We start from the raw sequence: 18988 nt of genomic DNA, 5'->3' as shown, positions 1-18988 counted from the left end.
GCGCCGCTTCTAAAGTCGACCGATGGCCCTCTCTATCCGGCGGCGTCCCTCAATTCGAATCGCACGCGACGTCAAACTGACGCTTGCCCGCGATGGGGGAGAACCGGCTAGACTGCATGGGCGATCTCTCAAGGGGAGGAAAAAATGGCCGGACGGGTAGCAGTCGTGACGGGCGGAACGCGTGGCATCGGCGGTGCCATCTCCCGGATGTTGAAGGACAAGGGTTACAGGGTTGCCGCGACCTACGCCGGCAACGACGAGGCGGCGCAGAAGTTCAAGGCCGAGACCGGCATCGCCGTCTACAAGTTCGACGTGTGCGACTTCGATGCCTGCCAGAAGGCCGTCGCCGAGATCGAGAAGGATCTCGGCCCGGTCGAGGTCCTGGTGAACAATGCCGGCATCACCCGCGATTCGACGATGCGCCGTCTTACGCGCGACATGTGGGAAGCGGTGATCGACACCAACCTCGGCTCCTGCTTCAACATGAGCAAGGCGGTGTGGGACGGCATGAACGCGCGCGGCTTCGGGCGCATCGTCAACATCGGCTCGATCAATGGCCAGGGCGGCCAGTACGGCCAGGTGAATTACGCCGCCGCCAAGTCGGGCATCCACGGCTTCACCAAGGCGCTGGCCCAGGAAGGCGCGCCGAAGGGCATCACCGTCAACGCCATCGCGCCCGGCTATACCGACACCGACATGGTGTCGGCGGTGCCGGCCAACGTGCTGGAGAAGATCGTGGCCAAGATCCCGGTCGGACGGCTGGGCAAGGCCGAGGAGATCGGCCGCGGCGTGATGTTCCTGATCGCCGACGATGCCGGTTTCATCACCGGTTCGACCCTGTCGATCAACGGCGGCCAGCATATGTACTGACACGAGCTGGCATCAGCTTGATACTGACAATCGGCGTGAAAACGCCAAGATGGGCCGGCACATTGCCGGCCCTTTTCATTCCTGGAGCAATCACGCATGGCCAAGCTGACCGAATACGAGGACATGAACCCGCGGGCCAAGGCTGTCGTCGAGGGCATTGCCAAGGCGCGCGGCATCGATCCCGCGGGCATCAACAATGTGTGGAAGGCGCTGGCCCGCCATCCCGACACGATGGAACGCTTCGCCGCCGAGATGAAGGCGGTGATGGCGCCGGGCGCGCTCGACGGTCTCACCAAGGAGCTGATCTATCTCGCCGTGTCGGTTGCCAACCAGTGCGACTACTGCATCAACTCGCACGGCTACATGGCGCGCCAGAAGGGCATGACCGAGGAGATGTTCGACGAATTCATGGCGGTCGTGCTGGCCGCGCAGAAGGGCAACAAGATCGCAACGGGCTATCGTGTGCCGATCGACGAGGCCTTCGAGGAGAAGTGACGTGAGCGACGCCAAATCCACGGTGTGGGATGCCAATCTCTACCTGAAGTTCGCCGATCATCGCACGCGGCCCGCGCTGGATCTGATGGGCCGCCTCGATCCGGCCAACGGCGCACGGCCGGGCCATGCGATCTACGATCTGGGCTGCGGCGCGGGCAACATCTCGCGCATCCTGGCCGAGCGCTTCCCGCAGGCGCCGGTCATCGGCATCGATTCGTCGGAGGAGATGCTCGCCAAGGCGCGCGGCCAGACGGCCGATGCCCGCGTCACCTTCGCCAAGGGCGACCTCGCGCATTTCCAGCCGACCCTGCCGCCCGGCATTCTCTACAGCAACGCCGCCTATCAATGGCTCGACGGACACATCGACATGTTTCCGGGCTTGCTGAAGCTTCTGCCGTCGGGCGGACAGCTTGCGATCCAGATGCCGCGCAATCACGAAGCGCCCTCGCATGCCTCGATGAACGAAGCGGCGCAGGCCGGACCGTGGCGGGACAAGCTCACGAAAGTGCGCCCGATCGTTCGCGTCGAGGAGCCGGAGCGCTACTACGACGTGCTGAAGCCGCTCTGTTCGGACCTCGAAGTCTGGGAGACGATCTACCAGCAGCCGCTCACCGGCACGGACCCGGTGGCGCAGTACACCTCGTCGACCGGCCTGCGTCCCTACCTGGAACTGCTGCAGGAACCGGAGCGCACGCAGTTCTACGAGGCCTATGCGGCGCTGTTGCGCAAAGCCTATCCGACGCGTCCCGACGGCATCACGCTGTTTCCCTTCCGCCGTCTCTTCATCGTGGCGCGCCGCGCATGATCGTGCGGCGCCTGCTCGGTGTCGCGCTGCTGCTGGTCGCGGCCTGTCGCGTGCCGTCCGCGGAGGCGGCGCCGCGGTCGATGGTGGCGGCCGCCCATCCGCTGGCGGTCGAGGCGGGGTTGGAGATCCTGCGGCGCGGCGGCACCGCGGTCGACGCGGCAATCGCCGTGCAGATGGTGCTGGGCGTCGTCGAGCCGCACGCCTCGGGCATCGGTGGCGGCGGCTTCCTGCTGCACTACGATGGCAGCAGCCATGCCATCACGGTCTATGACGGCCGCGAGACGGCGCCCGCCGGTGCCAGTCCGACCATGTTCCTCGCACCCGGCGGCAGGCCCCTCGGCTATCGCGAGGCCGTGGCCTCGGGCATCTCGGTCGGCGTTCCGGGCCTGCTGGCCATGCTGGAACTCGCGCACACGGAGAAGGGCAAGCTGGCCTGGAGCGAGCTGTTCGGACCGGCGATCGCCGCGGCACGTGGCGGTTTCGTGGTGTCGCCGCGACTTGCCGCGTGGCTGCAGCGGATTCCGGCGCTGCGCGAGGAGCAGGCGATCCGCGAGATCTATTTCGATGCCGACGGAACGCCGCGCAAGCAGGGCGAGCGCATCGCCAATCCGGCTCTCGCCGAGACGATGGATCTGATCGCGAAGCAGGGCGCCCACGTGATGTACGAAGGTCCCGTTGCGGCCGAGATGATCGACCGCGTGCGCAGCCATCCCCGGCCCGGCACGCTCTCGCTGGCCGATCTCGCCGGCTACAAGCCGATCAAGCGCGAAGCGGTCTGCGGACTCTATCGCATCTGGACCGTGTGCGGGATGCCGCCGCCCTCGTCGGGTGGGATCGCGATCCTGCAGGTGCTGGGTCTGCTCCAGCCCTTCGATATCCAGCGCGATCCTCCCAACGATCTTCGCGCCGTCCATCTCATCGCCGAGGCGAGCCGGCTGGCCTTTGCCGATCGCGATCGCTACGTCGCCGACCCCGCCTTCGTCGATGTGCCGGTGGCCGGCCTTCTGTCGCCCGCCTATCTCGCGGAGCGCCGCACGCTGATGTCGACGGATCGAAGCATGGGCCCGGTCGGTCCCGGCGTGCCTCCGGGCTATGTCGAACGCGGCACCAGCCATGTCAGCATCGTCGATCGCTGGGGCAATGCCGTCGCCTTCACCACGACCATCGAGGCGCCGTTCGGCGCCCACATCATGGTGCGCGGCTTCCTCCTGAACAACGAACTCACCGACTTCTCGCCCCGTCCCGAACTCGACGGCAAGCCGGTCGCCAACCGGGTCCAGCCGGGCAAGCGTCCGCGCTCGTCCATGTCCCCGACTCTCGTGCTCGACCGGGAGGGCAAGCTGGTCGCCGCCCTGGGCTCGGCGGGCGGGGCCAGGATCATCGGCGACACGCTGCAGGCGCTGATCGGCCTGCTCGACTGGGACCTGTCCGCGCAGGCCGCGGTCGACCTGCCCAGGGTGATCAACCTGAACGGGGCGACAGAGCTGGAGGAGGGGACGCCGATCGCCGACCAGGCGGCCGCCTTGCGCGCGCTGGGCCATGAAGTACAAGTCCGCCGGCATGAAGGCGGCCTGACCGCCATCCGGCGCAACGGCGACGGGTGGGAAGGCGGCGCCGATCCGCGACGCGATGGCGTCGCCCGAGGAGAATAGAATTGGCCCTGAAGAAGCTCCCCACCGTCATCCTGCGCGCCGGAGAGGATCGTCGCGTCCGCTCGGGCCACCCCTGGGCCTTCTCCAACGAGATCCTGATGGACGCCGACGCCAAGGCGATCCCCGCCGGCAGCCTGGCCACCCTGCGGGCGCCGGGCGGTGAGGCGCTGGGAGTCTGCACGTTCAACCCCCATTCGCTGATCGCGGCCCGCCTTCTCACCACGAATCCCGAAGCCCAGGTCGACGCGCTGTTCTTCGGGCGTCTCCTGACGCGGGCGGCCGCCTTGCGCGACCGCCTGGTGGGTGTCCCCTATTACCGCCTGATCCATGCCGAGGCCGACGGCATGCCGGGCGTGATCGTCGACCGGTTCGGTGATTCCTTCGTGGTGCAGGTCAATACCGCCGGCATGGACGCGCTGACGCCGGTCATCCTCGAGGCGCTGGAGGCGGAGTTCTCGCCCCGGACGATCATCCTCAAGAACGATTCGCCGGTGCGCGTCCTCGAGGGCCTGCCGCGCGAGGTCGTGGTGGCCAAGGGCGAGGCCGGCAGCATCGAGCTGATCGAGAACGATGCCCGGTTCGTGGCCGACCTCTCCGGCGGCCAGAAGACCGGCTGGTTCTACGACCAGCGCGACAACCGGCGCTTCATGGCGGGCCTGGCCAAGGACGCGCGCGTCCTCGACGCCTATTGCTACAGCGGCGGCTTCGGCGTGCTGGCCGCGACGCGCGGTGCGAAGTCGGTGCTGTGCCTCGACCGGTCGCAGCCCGCTCTCGACGCCGCCCAGAAGGCGGTCGAACTCAACAAGGTCGACAAGATCGTCTCGCTCCAGAAGGGCGAAGTGTTCGAAACGCTGGAGAAGCAGAAGCCGCGCAGCTACGAGGTCGTGATCTGCGATCCGCCGGCCTTCGTGAAGAACCGCAAGGACCTCAAGATCGGCGCCCAGGGCTATCGCAAGCTGGTGCGCCTGGCGGCGCCGCTGGTCACCAAGGGGGGCTTCTTCTTCGTGGCCTCGTGCTCCCATCTCGTCGATGTGCCGCTATTCGCCGAGCAGGTCCGTCGCGGTCTGCGCGATGCCGAGCGCACCGGCCGCATCCTGCTGAGCAGCGGCGCCGCGCTCGACCATCCCATCCATCCGGGGCTGCCGGAAACGGCCTATCTTAAAGCCATGGTGCTGCAACTGGACTGACACGATGAGTCGGGGGGAGAGGGGGATGTCGAAAATAACAATGGGCCGCCGGTGTCTTCTGGCGGCCGCCGCGATGCTTGGGCTCGTCGGAACGGGATGTTCGATTCCCGACCGCGGCGATGCGGTGCCGCGCGTCTCCACGGAGCGGGCGATGCCGCTCGGCATTCCCAACGCGCGCTTCTATGCCGATGGCGACCCGCAGCTGATGATTGCGGAGGGATTGCGATCCGGCGAGCGCGAGGCGGCCGCCCTGCGGGCCGAAGGCCTGTCGCCGGCACGGGTTCCTCCTGCGTATTTCCTTGCCGTCTCGGGCGGCGGAGACAATGGCGCGTTCGGGGCGGGCATCATGAACGGCTGGACGGCCGTCGGGACCCGACCGACGTTCAAGATGGTCACCGGCGTCAGCACCGGCGCGCTGATCGCGCCCTTCGCCTTCCTGGGCTCGGACTACGATGCGGCGCTGCGCGAGGTCTATACGACCATGACGCCCGACAAGGTCTTTCGTATGCGCGGCCTCACCGCGGCCCTGTTCGACGATGCCATGGCGGATACCACGCCGCTCGCGCAGGTGATTGCCCGGTACGCCGACCAGAAGATGCTCGACGTCATCGCGGCCGAGTACAACAAGGGACGGCTCCTGATGATCGGCACGACCGATCTCGATGCGCAGCGGCCGGTGATCTGGAACATCGGTGCCATCGCCGCCAGCGGCCATCCGGGCGCGCTCGACCTTTTCCGCAAGATCCTGCGCGCGTCGGCCGCCATTCCCGGCGCCTTCCAGCCGGTGCTGATCGACGTGGAACTCGACGGCAAGAAGTACCAGGAGCTTCACGTCGACGGCGGCGCGATCGCCCAGCTCTTCCTCTACCCGCCGTCGATCGACACCTCGACCGTCAAGCGGGAGCGCCGCGCCTACATCATCCGCAACGCCCGGCTCGATCCGGACTATGCGATGGCCGAGCGGCGCACCATCACCATCGCGGGGCGTGCGATCGCCACGATGCTGGCGGCGAGCGGCGTGAACGACGTGCTGCGCACCTACTTCGTCTCGCAGCGCGACAAGGTCGACTATAATCTCGCCTATATCGGACGTGACTTCGAGGCGCCGAAGAAGAGCGAGTTCGACCAGGCCTACATGAACGCGCTCTACGAATATGGCGTCCGGCAGATCGTCGAGGGACGCGCCTGGCACAAGCACCCGCCGGGTCTCGCCGCGCCGGCGGCCGTTCCGACGCGCTAAACTCCGTGGGTGGCTGGCACGACTCGTGCCTGCTTCCTTGGGAACGATGGAGAGATGTCGTGGACAAGAATACGATTGAGGTGCTGGCGCACCGCGCCGGTCTCGCCAGGGCATTGGCCGAATTTCCCGACGACGTGACGGTCGCTGCAAAGCAGGCCGCCGACGTGGCGCAGAAGATCAAGCGCCCGGCCGATCCGACGGCCGAGCCGTGGCCGCCGATGAAGGCGGGGACGACGCTATGAGCGACCTGCACTGGATGACGGTGGAAACGGCGGCTCGCGCCATCGCCGCGAAGGAACTCTCGCCCGTCGATCTCACCAGGGCACTGCTCGATCGAATCGATCTGCTCGATCCCAGGCTCAATGCGTTCATCCGCGTCGATGGCGACGCCGCGATGGCGGCCGCTTTGGCTGCTGAAACCGAGGCCCAGTCGGGGCGGCTGCGCGGGCCGTTGCACGGCGTGCCGGTCGGCATCAAGGACATCATCAATGTCGCGGGCCTGCCCACGACCTGCCATTCGAAGGTCCTGCAGGACAATATGGCGACCGCCGACGCGGTCTGTGTCGAGAAGCTGCGCGGTGCCGGCGCCATCGTGCTGGGCAAGCTCTCCACGCACGAATTCGCCATCGGCGGGCCGAGTTTCGATCTGCCGTGGCCGCCGGCGCGCAATCCCTGGAACACCGACCATCATCCCGGCGGCTCCTCGTCGGGCTCCGGCTCCGGCGTGGCGGCCGGCCTGTTCCCGATGGCGCTGGGCACCGATACCGGCGGCAGCGTGCGCAACCCCGCGAGCTGCTGCGGCATCGTCGGCCTGAAGCCGACCTATGGGCTGGTCTCACGCCGCGGCGTCTTTCCGCTGTCCTTCACGCTCGACCATGTCGGTCCGATGACGCGCACCGTCGCCGACAATGCGCTGATGCTGCAGGCGATCGCCGGTCACGATCCGCGCGATCCCGGCAGCGCGGCGGCGAGCCAGGGCCACTATGCGGCGGCCCTCGACCGCGGCATACGCGGCCTGCGCGTGGGCTTCGTGCGCCATTTCCACGAGATCGACACGCCGGCCCATCCCGAAGTCACGGCGGCGCTGGAACATGTCGCACGCAGCTTGCAGGTCGAGGGCGCCGAGATCCGCGACATCAAGCTGCCGGCGCTCGGCGAATTCGGCGCCGTGAACCGCGTGATCCTGCAGAGCGAGGCCTGGTCGATCCACGGACCGTGGCTCAGCGAGCGTCCTGGCGACTACGGGAAGCTGGGACGCCAGCGCCTGATGGCCGGCGCCTTCATGAGCGCGGGTGACTACATGCTCGCCAGCCGTCGTCGCCTGCAGATGATCGCCGAGGTCGAGGCCGCCTTGCGCGAAGTCGACGTGCTGCTCTGCGCCAGCTCGATGGACCCGGCCTGTCGCATCGAGGATACGGCCGAGGTCGAGCGCACCTATCCGCGCCAGGCGCGCACGCCGTTCAACGTCACCGGCCATCCGGCCCTCGCCATGATGGCCGGCCTCTCGGTCGGCGGCATGCCCGTCTCCGTACAGTTCGTCGGCCGTTACTTCGACGAGGCGACCGTCTTCCAGGTGGCGCGAGCCTGGGAACGTGTGGCCGGAACGGACAAGAAGCACCCGCCGATCGTTTGACGGAAATTCGTTCATGACGACGCTGTTCATCCTCGGCGCCATCCTGATCCTCATCCTCGGCCTGCCCGCCATCCTGTGGCTGACGAAGCTCATCTGGCGGCCGAAGCCCGAAGAAGAGGCAATTCATCGGGGGATCGCCGAGACGCGCCAGCGCGAGGTCAAGCGTCGGGAGAAGATGCCGCTGCCGCGCGGCTGACCGGCAGAAACTCTTCGTCGAATTAGTTCTTGTCGTCCGAGCGGGCCTTGCCGGTCCGCCCGGCCGGCGCAACATACCGGCCATGACCCAGAAGAAGCTTCGCCTCGGCGCCTTCATGCGCCCCGTCAGCATCCACACCGCCGCGTGGCGCTATCCCGGCGGTACGCCGGACGCCAACTTCAATCTGAAGGCGCTGGTGAAGTACGCCCAGACCTTGGAGCGCGGAAAGTTCGACGCCTTCTTCATGGCCGATCACCTGGCCGTGCTGAACATGCCGATGGACGCGCTGAAGCGCAGCGCCACGGTGACCTCGTTCGATCCGCTGACGCTTCTGCCCGCGCTCGCGATGGCCACGAAGCATCTCGGCCTGATCGCCACCGCCTCGAGCACCTTCGAGCCGGCCTACACGATCGCGCGGCGCTTCGCCTCGCTCGACCATATCAGCGAGGGCCGCGCCGGCTGGAACCTGGTGACGACGTCCAATCCCGATGCGGCGCTCAACTTCGGCCTGGACGACCAGATGCCCCATGCCGAGCGCTACGCCCGCGCCCGCGAGTTCTTCGACGTGGTGACGGGCCTGTGGGATTCCTGGGCCGACGATGCGTTCATCCGGGATGTCGAGAACGGCGTGTATTTCGACCCGTCGCGCCTGCACGTGCTCGATCACAAGGGCAAGTACCTGAAGGTGCGCGGGCCGCTGAACATCGCCCGGCCGGTGCAGGGCTGGCCCGTCATCGTGCAGGCTGGCGCCTCCGATGCTGGCCGCCAGCTCGCGGCCGAGACGGCGGAGATGGTGTTCGCCGCCGGCGGTCCGATCGAGGGCGCGCGCGCCTTCTATGCCGACGTGAAGGGGCGCGCGGCGAAGATCGGCCGCAACCCCGATCACATCAAGATCCTGCCCGGCGCCTTCGTGGTGGTGGGCGATTCGCTCGACGAAGCGAAGGAGAAGCGCGCGCGTCTCGACAGTCTCGTGAACTACGACAGCTCGATCGCCGCCGTCTCGATGGCGCTGGGCGTCGATGCCCGCACGTTCGATCCTGACAAGCCGCTGCCCGACGACATTCCCGAGACCGAGGCCAGCAAGAGCGGGCGCGAGCGGGTGATCGAACTCGGCCGGCGCGAGAACCTGACCGTGCGCCAGATCGCCGGCCGCCTGGGCGGCTATGGCGGGCTCGGCATGCTGGGCACACCGGCGATGATTGCCGACCAGATGGAGGAGTGGCTGGCCACGGAAGCCTGCGACGGCTTCAACGTGATGTTCCCCTACCTGCCGGGCGGGCTCGACGACTTCGTCGACAAGGTCGTGCCCGAACTGCAGCGCCGCGGTCTCTTCCGCACAGAATATGAAGGCACGACCTTGCGGGAGAATCTCGGCCTGCCGCGACCGGAGAATCGTTTTTTCGCGGCAACGGCCAAGGCGGCGGAGTAAGCTCCGCGCCCATGAGCTTCGAGATCGCGGTCGGCAGCGCCGACGACGTCCAGCGCATGGCTTCCTGGGCCAATGACGAAGGCTGGAATCCGGGCAACACGGACGACCACGCCTTCTTTGCCGCGGACCCCGGCGCGTTCCTGATCGGCCGCCTCGATGGCGAGCCGCAGGCCTGCATCTCCGTGGTGAAATACGGCGCGGGCTTCGGCTTCCTGGGCTTCTACATCGCCCGGCCGGCGGTGCGCGGGAAGGGCTACGGCATCCAGGTCTGGCAGGCCGGCATGGCGCGGCTCGCGGGACGCAATGTCGGGCTCGACGGCGTCGTGGCGCAGCAGGGCAACTACAAGAAGTCGGGCTTCCGGCTGGCCTGGAACAACATCCGCCATGAAGGCGCCCCGCCGGCGGGAAAGCCGCCGGCCGGCGTCACCTTCGCCGATGCGCGCAGCATCGGCTTCGACCGGCTCGCCGCCTACGACCGCAAGTTCTTTCCCGAGGCGCGGGATTCGTTTTTGGCAACGTGGATCTCATTGCCGGAGAGGGCATCCCTCGTCGCGCTGCGGGACGGCGAGATCGTGGGCTTTGCCGTGATGCGCGCCTGTGCGGCTGCCTCGCGCGTCGGTCCGCTCTACGGCGCGACACCCGAGATTGCGTCTGCGCTGGTGGGCGCTCTCGCAACGACGCTGGGTGCGACCGCCGTTGCGATCGACGTGCCCGATCGCAACAAGCCGGCGGTGAAGCTGGCCGAGCAGATCGGCCTCAAGCCGTCGTTCGAAACCGCGCGCATGTACACGGGCGCGGACCCCGACGTCGACTATGCCGGCCTGTTCGGCGTGACCAGCCTGGAACTCGGCTGATTCATTGGAGCGCGCAACTCCAGTTGCGCTCATGTCTTGCTGATCGACAAAGCATGAGCGCCAGTGGAGTGGCGCGCTCCGTTGTATTCGTCGCGTCCTGGATCACTGCGCCTTCTTGATGTTCCAGAAGACCGGCGCCGGCGAGGACAGGCTGCCGGTGATGTTCTTGCGGATCGCCATCGGGATGTTGAACTGGCCGAGCTGGGCGAAGGTCGGATACTCCGACTCGCGCACCTGGACCGCCGTCGCGAGCTCCTTGCGCTTGGCGGGATCGGTCGTCTTGGCGAAGGCGTCGCGCAGTTCCTCGATCTTGGCGTCGCACGGCCAGCCGATCGCGGCCTTGTCGCAGGCGGCGCCGACGAACGCCGAGACGATGGGATTGAGCAGATCGGCCGACACCCAGGAGGTCATGAAGGCGCTCCAGCCGCCGGCGTTCAGCGGCTCCTTGCGGGCGCGGCGCGACAGCACGGTCTGCCAGTCCATCGCCTGCATGTCGACGGTGAAGCCGCCCCGTTCCAGCAGCGACTTCGCGATCGGCGTCAGGCGGCCGGTGTTGGTGTCGGTCGCGAACAGCAGCACGACGGGCGTGCCGTCATAGCCTTCCTGCTTCAGGATCTCCTTCGACTTGGCGAAGTTGGATTCGAGCTTGTCCTCGAAGCCCGCGTCGGTCGCATAGGGCGTACCGCAGATGAAGAGCGCCTTGCACTCCTTGAAGTATCTCGGGTCGTTGATGGCGGCGAGCAGGAAGTCCTTCTGGTTCAGCGCATAGAGCGCGGCCTGGCGGATCTTCGCATTGTCGAACGGCTTGTGCAGCACGTTGAAGCGCAGGCTGTACTGGCTGCCCAGCGGGTTGAGGTCCTTGACCTCGATGCTCTTGTCCTTCTCGATCAGCGGCAGCATCTCGATCAGGGGCTGCTCGAGAATGTCGATCTCGCCGGTCAGCAGCGCATTGGCCGCGGTCTGCGGATCGGTGATGTTGATCCACTCGACCCGGTCGACATAGACGTTCTTGCCGCCCGAGAGGGCCGAGGGCGGCTCGGCGCGCGGCTTGTAGTCCTTGAACTTGTCGTAGACCGTCTTTTCACCCGGCCGCCACAGGTCGGCGCGGAACACGAACGGGCCGGAACCGATGAACTCCTTGATCTGCGTGTTGCCCGGCGTCTCGGCGATGCGCTTGGGCATGATGAACGGCACGTTCGAACTCGGCTTGCCCAGCGATTCGATGACGAGGCCGTAGGGTTCCTTGAGGGCGAGGGTGAAGGTCTTGTCGTCGACGACGGACATGTCCTTGGTGAAGCTCATGAGCTTCTGGCCCATCGCGTCGCGCGACGCCCAGCGCTTGATCGAGGCAATGCAGTCTTCCGCCTTCACCGGCGCGCCGTCGTGGAACTTCAGCCCGTCGCGCAGGGTGAACGTATAGGTGAGCTTGTCGTCGCTCACCTTCCAGCTCTCGAGCATCTGCGGCTTGACGTCGAGCTTGTCGTCGACCGCCAGCAGCGTGTCGTAGACCATGTAGCCGTAGTTGCGGACGATGTAGGCGGTGGTCCAGATCGGATCGACGATCTTGACGTCCGAATGCATGACGACCTTCAGGGTCTGCGCTTCGGCCGTCGCCGAGAACAGCGCCGTCGTTGCCGCGGCGAGGGCCGCCCATCTCGTCTTCCGCATCATCTGCCTCCTTGTTCTCTGGTTGGCCCGATTCTATCGTCCCGTTGCGGTGCCTATGCAACAGGCATGCCTTTACAGGAGCAGAATTCATGTCGATGCGGCCCGATTCGATCCGAAACGTCTCCTGGGCCGTGGTCAGGGACGGTGCCGAGCGGCGCCACGTCTACCGGCGCGACGTCGACCTGCACCTCAAGGACGGGCGCATCGTCGAGATCACGCCGGCCGGCGCGCGCCCCACCGGGCCCGGGGAAGTCGTGCTCGACGGAAAGGGCCTGCTGGCGCTGCCGGGCCTGATCAACATCCATTCCCATCCCTCGACCGAGCCCGGCTATCGCGGCGTGCGCGAGGATCATGGCGTGCCCGAGCAGCAGATGACCGGCCTGATGGAGCGGCTGCAGGCGTTTCGCCTGGGCGACGACGGGCGCCAAAGCGCGGCGACGATGGCCTACTCCGAAATGCTGCGCGCCGGCACCACGACCGCGTGCGACGTCACCGTGCCGTTCGACGGCTGGCTCGAGACGATGGCGCAGAGCGGCATGCGTTTCCATGCGGCGCCGACCTTCGCCTCGGCGCGCTGGGGCATGGAATCGCCGCAGACCGTGACCTGGAAATGGGACGAAGCCGCCGGCCTCGCCCAGTTCGAGAAAGCCAAGCGCGTGATGGACGACGCCGAGTCGCACAATTCGGGGCGTCTCGATGCCGTGGTCTTCCCGGCGCAGATCGACACGGTGACGCCGGACCTGTTCGCCGCGGGGCGCAGGCATGCCGACGAAACGGGCCGCCGCTTCTCGACCCATGTCGGCCAGTCGGTGGTGGAAGTGCGCGAGATGATCCGCCGCCACAACAGGACGCCGATCCAGTGGGCGGCCGAGCAGGGGCTGATGAAGTCCGACACGATCATGGCGCACTGCATCCTGCTCGACGACCATCCGCAGATTAACTGGCACACCCGCAAGGACCTCGACCTGATCGCCGAGGCGGGCGCATCGGTGGCGCACTGCCCGCAACCCTTCGCGCGCTACGGCCTCGCCATGGATCATGTCGGCCGTTATCGCGCGCGCGGCGTCAATGTCGGCCTCGGCACCGACTGCGCACCGCACAATCTGATCGAGGAGATGCGGCTCGCGATCGTCGCCGGCCGCCTGATGAGCGAGGACGTCCGCAGCCTCGACACGGCGGGCGCTTTCGAGGCCGCGACCTTCGGCGGTGCGGCGGCCCTGGGGCGCGACGATATCGGCGCGCTGGCGCCGGGCATGATGGCCGACATCGTGCTGGTCGACCTCAACCATCCGCTGATGCAGCCGGCACGCGACCCGCTGCGCTCCTTCGTCTTCCACGCCGCCGATCGCGCGGTGCGCACGGTGCTGGTGGACGGCGAGGTGGTCCTGAAGGACGGCAACCCCGTGCATCTCGATCCGGTCGCCGCCATGGAACGCCTCGCCGAGGCGCAGGCCCGCATGCTGTGCGATTCGGTCAAGCTCGACTACGCCAACCGCCCCGGCGACGAGATCTCGCCACTGTCGTTGCCGATTGCCTAGAGTCCTTCCATCTCACATTGAGCCACTCACCTCATCCTGAGGAGCGCCGCCCCTCGAGTACCTCGGGGTAAACTCCGCGGCGCGTCTCGAAGGATGGGCAACAGGCAAGGTGCGCGTTCCCCCCCCCCCCCCCTTCGAGACGCATCGCTGCGCGATGCTCCTCAGGGTGAGGTCAGTGTTGGAATGCTCGGCTCGATTCAATCTCGCCCAGAAAGGCTCCAGTCATCGCGAGAAGGGTAACCCCCGCTCTGGAGCGACGCGAAGGATCTAGCGCTAGCGACGGAGTACTCCGGTCGCTCGGCCAGGTCCTTCGCTGGCGCTCAGGACGACAAGAGGTTCAGCCGTCGTTGCTTTCGTCCGGCGCGTCGGGCGTCAGCGCCTGGGCGACGGCGTCGTCGACCTTCTCGAGCCAGATGAACTCGAGCGTGTTGCGGACCTCTTCCGGGATGTCGTCGTAGTCGCGCTTGTTGCGCGCCGGCAGCATCACGCGGGTGATGCCCGCCGCCGCCGCGGCCACGACCTTTTCCTTGATGCCGCCGACCGGCAGCACCAGGCCGCGCAGGCTGATCTCGCCCGTCATCGCCGTGTCGCTGCGGATGGTCCGGCCCGTCATCAGCGAGGCCAGCGCCATGAACATCGCCACGCCGGCGCTCGGCCCGTCCTTGGGCGTGGCGCCGGCCGGCACGTGCACGTGGATGTCGTTCTTCTCGAACAGGACGGCATCGAGGCCGATCAACTTAGCCTTGTTCTTGAGCACGCTCAACGCCGCCTGGGCGCTCTCCTTCATCACGTCGCCGAGCTGGCCGGTCAGGATCAGCTTGCCGTGGCCGGGCGAGCGCGTGGCCTCGATGAACAGGATGTCGCCGCCCACCGGCGTCCAGGCAAGGCCGGTGGCCACGCCGGGCACGCTGGTGCGCATCGCCACGTCGTTCTCGAAGCGGACCGGCCCCAGCAGCTCCTCGATGTCGGCCTTGCCGATCTGCACCCTGGTGGCCGTGCCTTCCGCCACCTGCACCGCGACATGGCGCAGGGCGCGGCCGATCTCGCGTTCGAGCCAGCGGACGCCAGCCTCGCGCGTATAGCCGCCGATGATCAGCTCCAGCGCCTCGTCGTCGATGCCGGCCTGTTCGGCCGTGAGGCCGTTGGCTTCGAGCTGGCGGCGCACGAGATAGCGCTTGGCGATCTGCAGCTTCTCGCCCGCCGTGTAGCCGCTGAGCTGGATGATCTCCATGCGGTCGCGCAGCGGGCCGGGAATCGTGTCCAGCATGTTGGCGGTCGCGATGAAGACGACGCGGCTCAGGTCGAACGGCACGTCGAGATAGTTGTCGCGGAACGTGCCGTTCTGCTCGGGGTCGAGCACCTCGAGCATCGCGGCCGACGGATCGCCGTGCACGCCGCTGCCCATCTTGTCGATCTCGTCGAGCATCATCACGCAGTCGCGCGCGCCCGCCTTGCGGATCGCCTGGATGATCGTGCCCGGCAGCGCGCCGATATAGGTGCGCCGATGGCCGCGGATCTCGGCCTCGTCATGGACGCCGCCCAGGCTCACGCGCGCGAACTTGCGGCCCATGGCCTTGGCGATCGACTGGCCGAGCGAGGTCTTGCCGACGCCGGGAGGGCCGGCGAAGCACAGGATCGGCGCCTTGCCTTCGGGCGCCAGCTTGCGCACGGCGAGATACTCGACGATGCGCTTCTTGATCTTCTCCAGGCCGAAATGATCGGCGTCGAGCACCTTGCGCGCCTCGGCGATGTCGATCGGCTGCGTCTCGGGCAGCGCCCAGGGCAGCTCGACCAGCGTATCGAGATAGGTGCGGATCATGCCGTGTTCGGCCGACGCCTCGGGCGTGCGCTGCAGGCGGCGCAGTTCCTTGCGCGCGGCGGTCTCGGCCTCCGGCGGCATCCTGGCCTCGGTGATCGCCTTGTCGAGATCGGCGATCGCCTGCTTGTTCGAATCGTCCTCGCCCAGCTCGCGCTGGATGGCGGCCATCTGCTCGCGCAGCACCATCTCGCGCTGGCGGGCGTCGAGCGAGCTCTTGGTCTTGCTGCCGATCTCGCTGCTGATGCGCAGCACCTCCAGACGCTTCGACAGGAGTTCGGTCACCTTGTCGAGGCGCGGCACGAGGTCGAGCGCCTCCAGGATCTCCTGCTTCTCGGCGGGCTTGGAATCGAGATAGGAGGCGGCGAGGTCGGCGAGCGCGCCCGCCGACGTGGTGTTCTCGACCGTCTGCCGCAGCTCCTGCGGGACCTGCGGCAGCAGTTCCAGCGTGTCGCGGATCTGCTGCTTCAGCACGAGGAAGCGCGCTTCGATCTCCGGTCCGTTCGTGGTCGGCTCGGCCAGGTGCAGGCCGCGCGCCAGCAGGAACGGGTATCCCTCGACGAAGTCGGTGATGCGGAAGCGCTGCACGCCCTGGCAGACGATGTGATGATTGCCGTCGGGCGTCGTCACATAGCGCAGGATGTTCACGACCGTGCCGACCGGATGGAGATCGGCCGGCACCAGCTCTTCCTTCGCCGGGTCGCGCTGCAGCACCAGCAGGATCTGGCGCTGTTCGCGCACGGCCTGCTGGATCGCGGCGACCGACGAGGGCCGGCCGACGCTCACCGGGAACACCATCTCGGGGAACAGGACGAGGTCGCGCACCGGCACGACGATCAGCGCGTCGGACGGCAGGGGCTTCGCGTCGGGCTTGGTTTCGGCTTTCGCGCTCACGGGCTGCATCACGTCATCCTGCGGGCTCATGGCTGCCTCCGCACAGTCGCCTTGGCCAGGGTCACGACGAGGCATCCGTTCGCCTCGAAGCGCCGCACTTCGCCATACACACCGCCCGGCAGCGCCACCCGACGCTCGAAGCGGCCCTGTGGCAGCTCCATGCGATGAATCTTCGCCGTGCGCAGCTCGGCCGGAACCGTGCGCTCGCCCGACAGGATCAGCGTACCGTTCTCGATCACGGCCTCGACCTGCTGCACGTCGACGCCCGGCAGCGCGGCCAGGATCAGCACCTCGCGCTCGGTCTCGAGCACGTCGACCGGCGGCTCCCAGTTGGCGCGCAGGCGGCCCGCCGTCTGGGGCCGGAATACCTGGCCATGCAGTCGCTCGGCCTGCGCCAGCATCTGCAGCGCTTCCGACCACATCCAGTCTCTGGGATCGCCTCTTTTCATGAACCCGGGCCTCCAAACCCGCCCCAATGTGGGAATTGAGAGCGGCGGCGGCAACTACCGCGTCCGGCCGGGCACCAATGCGAGCCAGAGAGAGATCACGGTCGAGCCGATGGCCAACGCCTGCAGCAGCGAAAGCGGCTCGTGCAGGATCAGGATGCCGCTCACGATCGCCACGATGGGAATGGCGATCGAGGAGAGCGCCGCGACCTGCGCCGGCAGCAGCTTCACCAGGGCGAACCAGACCATGGTGCCCAGCGCCATCGGGATGGCGCCGGTGTAGATCGTGGCGATCAGCACCTTGGTGGACGGCCAGTGCGTCGGCAGTCCGTCGAAGACCAGCGCACCCAGCGCGACCGGCGGCAGGGTGATCACGATCTGCCAGAAGGTGAGCGAGGGGCCCATGCCCCACCAGTTGGTGCGCTTCACCACGAAGGTGCCGACCGCCCAGCAGAAGCCGGCCAGCAGGCCCCAGAACAGGCCGAGCGGCGCGGTGGCGTAGCTCTGGAAGTTGGGGATCATCAACGCCGCGACTGCGCCGGCACCGATCGCAAGCGCGGCCAGCAGGCGGCCCGTCAGCTTCTGGCCGAACACCGAGAAGCCCAGCAGCGCCACCCAGAGCGGCATCGTATAGGCCAGCACCGAGGCGTGACCGGACGGGATGTAGAGGACGGCGAGCGAGGTCGCGATGTTCCAGACGCCGATGTTCATCGCCGAGGCGAGGATGAGCGCCGGCCATCTTCCCTTGGGAACGGCGAAGTTCTCCCGGCGCACCAGCAGGATCGTCGTCAGCACGATCGCGGCCGTCGACAGGACCAGGGTGCGGAACGTCCACACCGGCAGCTCGTCGAGCGCGATGCGGAACAGCGGCCAGTTGGTTCCCCAGACGAGGGTGAGCGTGCCGAGCAGGGCCAGCACCTTGGGCGAAACGCGTGTCATGGACGGCGGACGATCAGGCCTGGGGCTCTTCCGGCGCCTGCAGATAGCAGCCTTCGATGCGCCAGCTGCCGTCGGCCTGCCGCGACATCGGATAGAAGGCGGTGACGGGCCGCCCGTCGGGACCGATCACATGGACCTTCTGCGTCGGCATCCCCTGCAGGGTGACGATCTCGCGGAATTCGACGGCGCGCGGCCGGTAGACCGGCCGATAGCCCTGCCGCACCATGTCCATGAAGGTGTCGGGCGAGCCGAACATCCCCTGGATGCTGGGCGACGCGTAACCGAAGGCCGCCGCGCCGTCGTCGCGCCGGAAGGCCTCGATCTGGCGCTCGATCACGTCGCGGATGGCGCTCCGGTCGGGCTCGGAAACCGGCGCCTGCGCCTGCGCCGGCAGCGCCAGGACGAGGATCGCGCCGAGAAGGGCGAGGAAACGCAGGACCATGGCTGCACTTTACGCCCGCGACGGTGGTGGCGCGACAGAAGGGTGCGCGCCCGGGATGTGAAATTCGTACGATCCGGCCGTCGGGCGGGCCCGATGGTCGTTCGGGCCCCGAAATAGGCTCCGAAGCGGCGCCCGGTCGCAGTCGCAAAAGTCGTGCGACTCGGCTTGCATCGCCGGGGCAGTTTCACTAGGGTGCGCCCCTCTTCGCCGGACCTCTCGGGGATCGGCCGTGCGCCCGTAGCTCAACTGGATAGAGCATCTGACTACGAATCAGAAGGCTGGAGGTTCGACTCCTTCCGGGCGCGCCATTTCTCTCTCAGCCATCAAGATCAAGCGGGCCAGCGTAGCGGCCCGCTTTGTCGTTCGCCAACAGGGACCGACCGGGCCGGTTGCCGCGGTCTTTCCTCACGCTGCCTTCTTGTCGGATGCCTTGGTCGATACGCCGCGCTTCGCGATAGAGATCTTTCTTGGCTTGCCGTCGGCAACGCTGGAACGAATGACCCGCTGACGTCCAACCTTTGTGATTGGGGAGCCGGCCCTACGTTTGGGGCTCTCCTTGGCGGGTTCTGCCTTGAGCTTGATGTTCAGCGCGGCGAGGAGAGCCACAAAGGTCGACAGCTTGGGATCACCATCGCCACTGAGGGCCTTGTAAAGCCCCGCCCGAGTGATGCCGACCTTCTTGGCGACTTCGGTCATGCCGCGGGCCTTGGCGATGTCGCGCAGGGCTATCGCGACAACAGCAGCGCTGCCGCTGTCGAGCGCGTCATTGAGGGCATCGGCCTGATCCACTGGATCGGCAAGGAACTGGGACCCGTCATAGGGAATGGTCTTGGTACTGTTGGTGGGCACGCTCGAACTCCGCTCTGGTTATCCGCTATGAATTC

The 18988-nt window shown here is 67.2% G+C and carries 18 protein-coding genes and 1 tRNA gene; 13 read left to right on the top strand and 6 right to left on the bottom strand.

Annotation, left to right across the window (positions count from 1 at the left end):
* The first annotated feature begins 144 nt into the window (after positions 1-144).
* The 11 genes from phbB to ACO07I_RS14275 all read left to right on the top strand — a co-directional run bounded on the left by phbB (position 145) and on the right by ACO07I_RS14275 (position 10361).
* A complete protein-coding gene (gene phbB, locus ACO07I_RS14325) occupies positions 145-870 on the top strand; it encodes an acetoacetyl-CoA reductase (protein ID WP_422008706.1) in 726 nt (241 codons plus the stop codon).
* A gap of 96 nt (positions 871-966) precedes the next feature.
* Positions 967-1365, top strand: coding sequence for a carboxymuconolactone decarboxylase family protein (locus tag ACO07I_RS14320; RefSeq protein WP_422008704.1), 399 nt, complete (start codon positions 967-969; stop codon positions 1363-1365).
* Position 1366: 1 nt separating this feature from the next.
* Positions 1367-2170, top strand: coding sequence for a methyltransferase domain-containing protein (locus ACO07I_RS14315; protein ID WP_422008703.1), 804 nt, complete (start codon positions 1367-1369; stop codon positions 2168-2170).
* Positions 2167-3822 (top strand): gamma-glutamyltransferase, encoded by a 1656-nt coding sequence (gene ggt, locus ACO07I_RS14310; protein WP_422008701.1) that lies wholly within the window; start codon positions 2167-2169, stop codon positions 3820-3822. Before ACO07I_RS14315 ends, ggt begins: the two co-directional genes overlap by 4 nt.
* A gap of 2 nt (positions 3823-3824) precedes the next feature.
* Positions 3825-5009: a class I SAM-dependent rRNA methyltransferase gene (locus tag ACO07I_RS14305; RefSeq protein ID WP_422008700.1), complete on the top strand. Its 1185-nt coding sequence runs from the start codon at positions 3825-3827 to the stop codon at positions 5007-5009.
* A 25-nt stretch (positions 5010-5034) separates the two neighbouring features.
* Positions 5035-6249, top strand: coding sequence for a patatin-like phospholipase family protein (locus tag ACO07I_RS14300; protein ID WP_422008698.1), 1215 nt, complete (start codon positions 5035-5037; stop codon positions 6247-6249).
* Between the two features lie 59 nt (positions 6250-6308).
* A complete protein-coding gene (locus ACO07I_RS14295) occupies positions 6309-6491 on the top strand; it encodes a hypothetical protein (RefSeq protein WP_422008696.1) in 183 nt (60 codons plus the stop codon).
* The gene (locus ACO07I_RS14290; RefSeq protein WP_422008694.1) at positions 6488-7882 is read left to right on the top strand and encodes an amidase; all 1395 of its coding nucleotides are present in this window, start codon (positions 6488-6490) and stop codon (positions 7880-7882) included. Before ACO07I_RS14295 ends, ACO07I_RS14290 begins: the two co-directional genes overlap by 4 nt.
* Before the next feature lie 13 nt (positions 7883-7895).
* On the top strand, positions 7896-8078 hold the full coding sequence (locus tag ACO07I_RS14285; protein WP_422008692.1) for a hypothetical protein: 183 nt from the start codon (positions 7896-7898) through the stop codon (positions 8076-8078).
* Positions 8079-8160: 82 nt separating this feature from the next.
* Positions 8161-9507 carry an LLM class flavin-dependent oxidoreductase gene (locus tag ACO07I_RS14280; protein WP_422008690.1) on the top strand — a complete coding sequence of 449 codons (1347 nt, stop codon included), beginning with the start codon at positions 8161-8163 and terminating at the stop codon, positions 9505-9507.
* 11 nt (positions 9508-9518) lie between these two features.
* The gene (locus tag ACO07I_RS14275) at positions 9519-10361 is read left to right on the top strand and encodes a GNAT family N-acetyltransferase (protein WP_422008689.1); all 843 of its coding nucleotides are present in this window, start codon (positions 9519-9521) and stop codon (positions 10359-10361) included.
* Between the two features lie 102 nt (positions 10362-10463).
* Here the strand turns inward: ACO07I_RS14275 and ACO07I_RS14270 are convergent, their stop codons facing one another.
* Positions 10464-12029 carry an ABC transporter substrate-binding protein gene (locus ACO07I_RS14270; RefSeq protein ID WP_422008687.1) on the bottom strand — a complete coding sequence of 522 codons (1566 nt, stop codon included), beginning with the start codon at positions 12027-12029 and terminating at the stop codon, positions 10464-10466.
* Positions 12030-12118: 89 nt separating this feature from the next.
* On the opposite strand from ACO07I_RS14270, the gene ACO07I_RS14265 reads away from it, so the two are divergent.
* The gene (locus ACO07I_RS14265; RefSeq protein WP_422008685.1) at positions 12119-13567 is read left to right on the top strand and encodes an amidohydrolase family protein; all 1449 of its coding nucleotides are present in this window, start codon (positions 12119-12121) and stop codon (positions 13565-13567) included.
* 337 nt (positions 13568-13904) lie between these two features.
* On the opposite strand, the gene lon is transcribed toward ACO07I_RS14265, so the two are convergent.
* The 4 genes from lon to ACO07I_RS14245 are packed head-to-tail and all read right to left on the bottom strand — an operon-like array spanning position 13905 to position 18104.
* Positions 13905-16286: an endopeptidase La gene (gene lon, locus ACO07I_RS14260; protein ID WP_422018265.1), complete on the bottom strand. Its 2382-nt coding sequence runs from the start codon at positions 16284-16286 to the stop codon at positions 13905-13907.
* Positions 16287-16303: 17 nt separating this feature from the next.
* Entirely contained in the window at positions 16304-16726 is a 423-nt protein-coding gene (locus tag ACO07I_RS14255; protein WP_422008683.1) for an Hsp20/alpha crystallin family protein, read from the bottom strand.
* A gap of 54 nt (positions 16727-16780) precedes the next feature.
* The gene (locus ACO07I_RS14250) at positions 16781-17662 is read right to left on the bottom strand and encodes a DMT family transporter (protein WP_422008681.1); all 882 of its coding nucleotides are present in this window, start codon (positions 17660-17662) and stop codon (positions 16781-16783) included.
* Between the two features lie 13 nt (positions 17663-17675).
* The gene (locus ACO07I_RS14245; protein WP_422008679.1) at positions 17676-18104 is read right to left on the bottom strand and encodes a DUF4864 domain-containing protein; all 429 of its coding nucleotides are present in this window, start codon (positions 18102-18104) and stop codon (positions 17676-17678) included.
* Between the two features lie 231 nt (positions 18105-18335).
* Here ACO07I_RS14245 and ACO07I_RS14240 point away from each other — a divergent pair.
* A tRNA-Arg gene (locus ACO07I_RS14240) sits at positions 18336-18412 on the top strand.
* 97 nt (positions 18413-18509) lie between these two features.
* Here the strand turns inward: ACO07I_RS14240 and ACO07I_RS14235 are convergent.
* On the bottom strand, positions 18510-18953 hold the full coding sequence (locus tag ACO07I_RS14235; protein ID WP_422008677.1) for an addiction module antidote protein: 444 nt from the start codon (positions 18951-18953) through the stop codon (positions 18510-18512).
* Positions 18954-18988: the final 35 nt, after the last annotated feature.

It is taken from the genome of Reyranella sp., from assembly GCF_965227665.1.
In the GTDB taxonomy this organism is placed as follows: Bacteria; Pseudomonadota; Alphaproteobacteria; order Reyranellales; family Reyranellaceae; genus Reyranella.
This window is presented reverse-complemented; position numbering and strand designations above follow the sequence as displayed.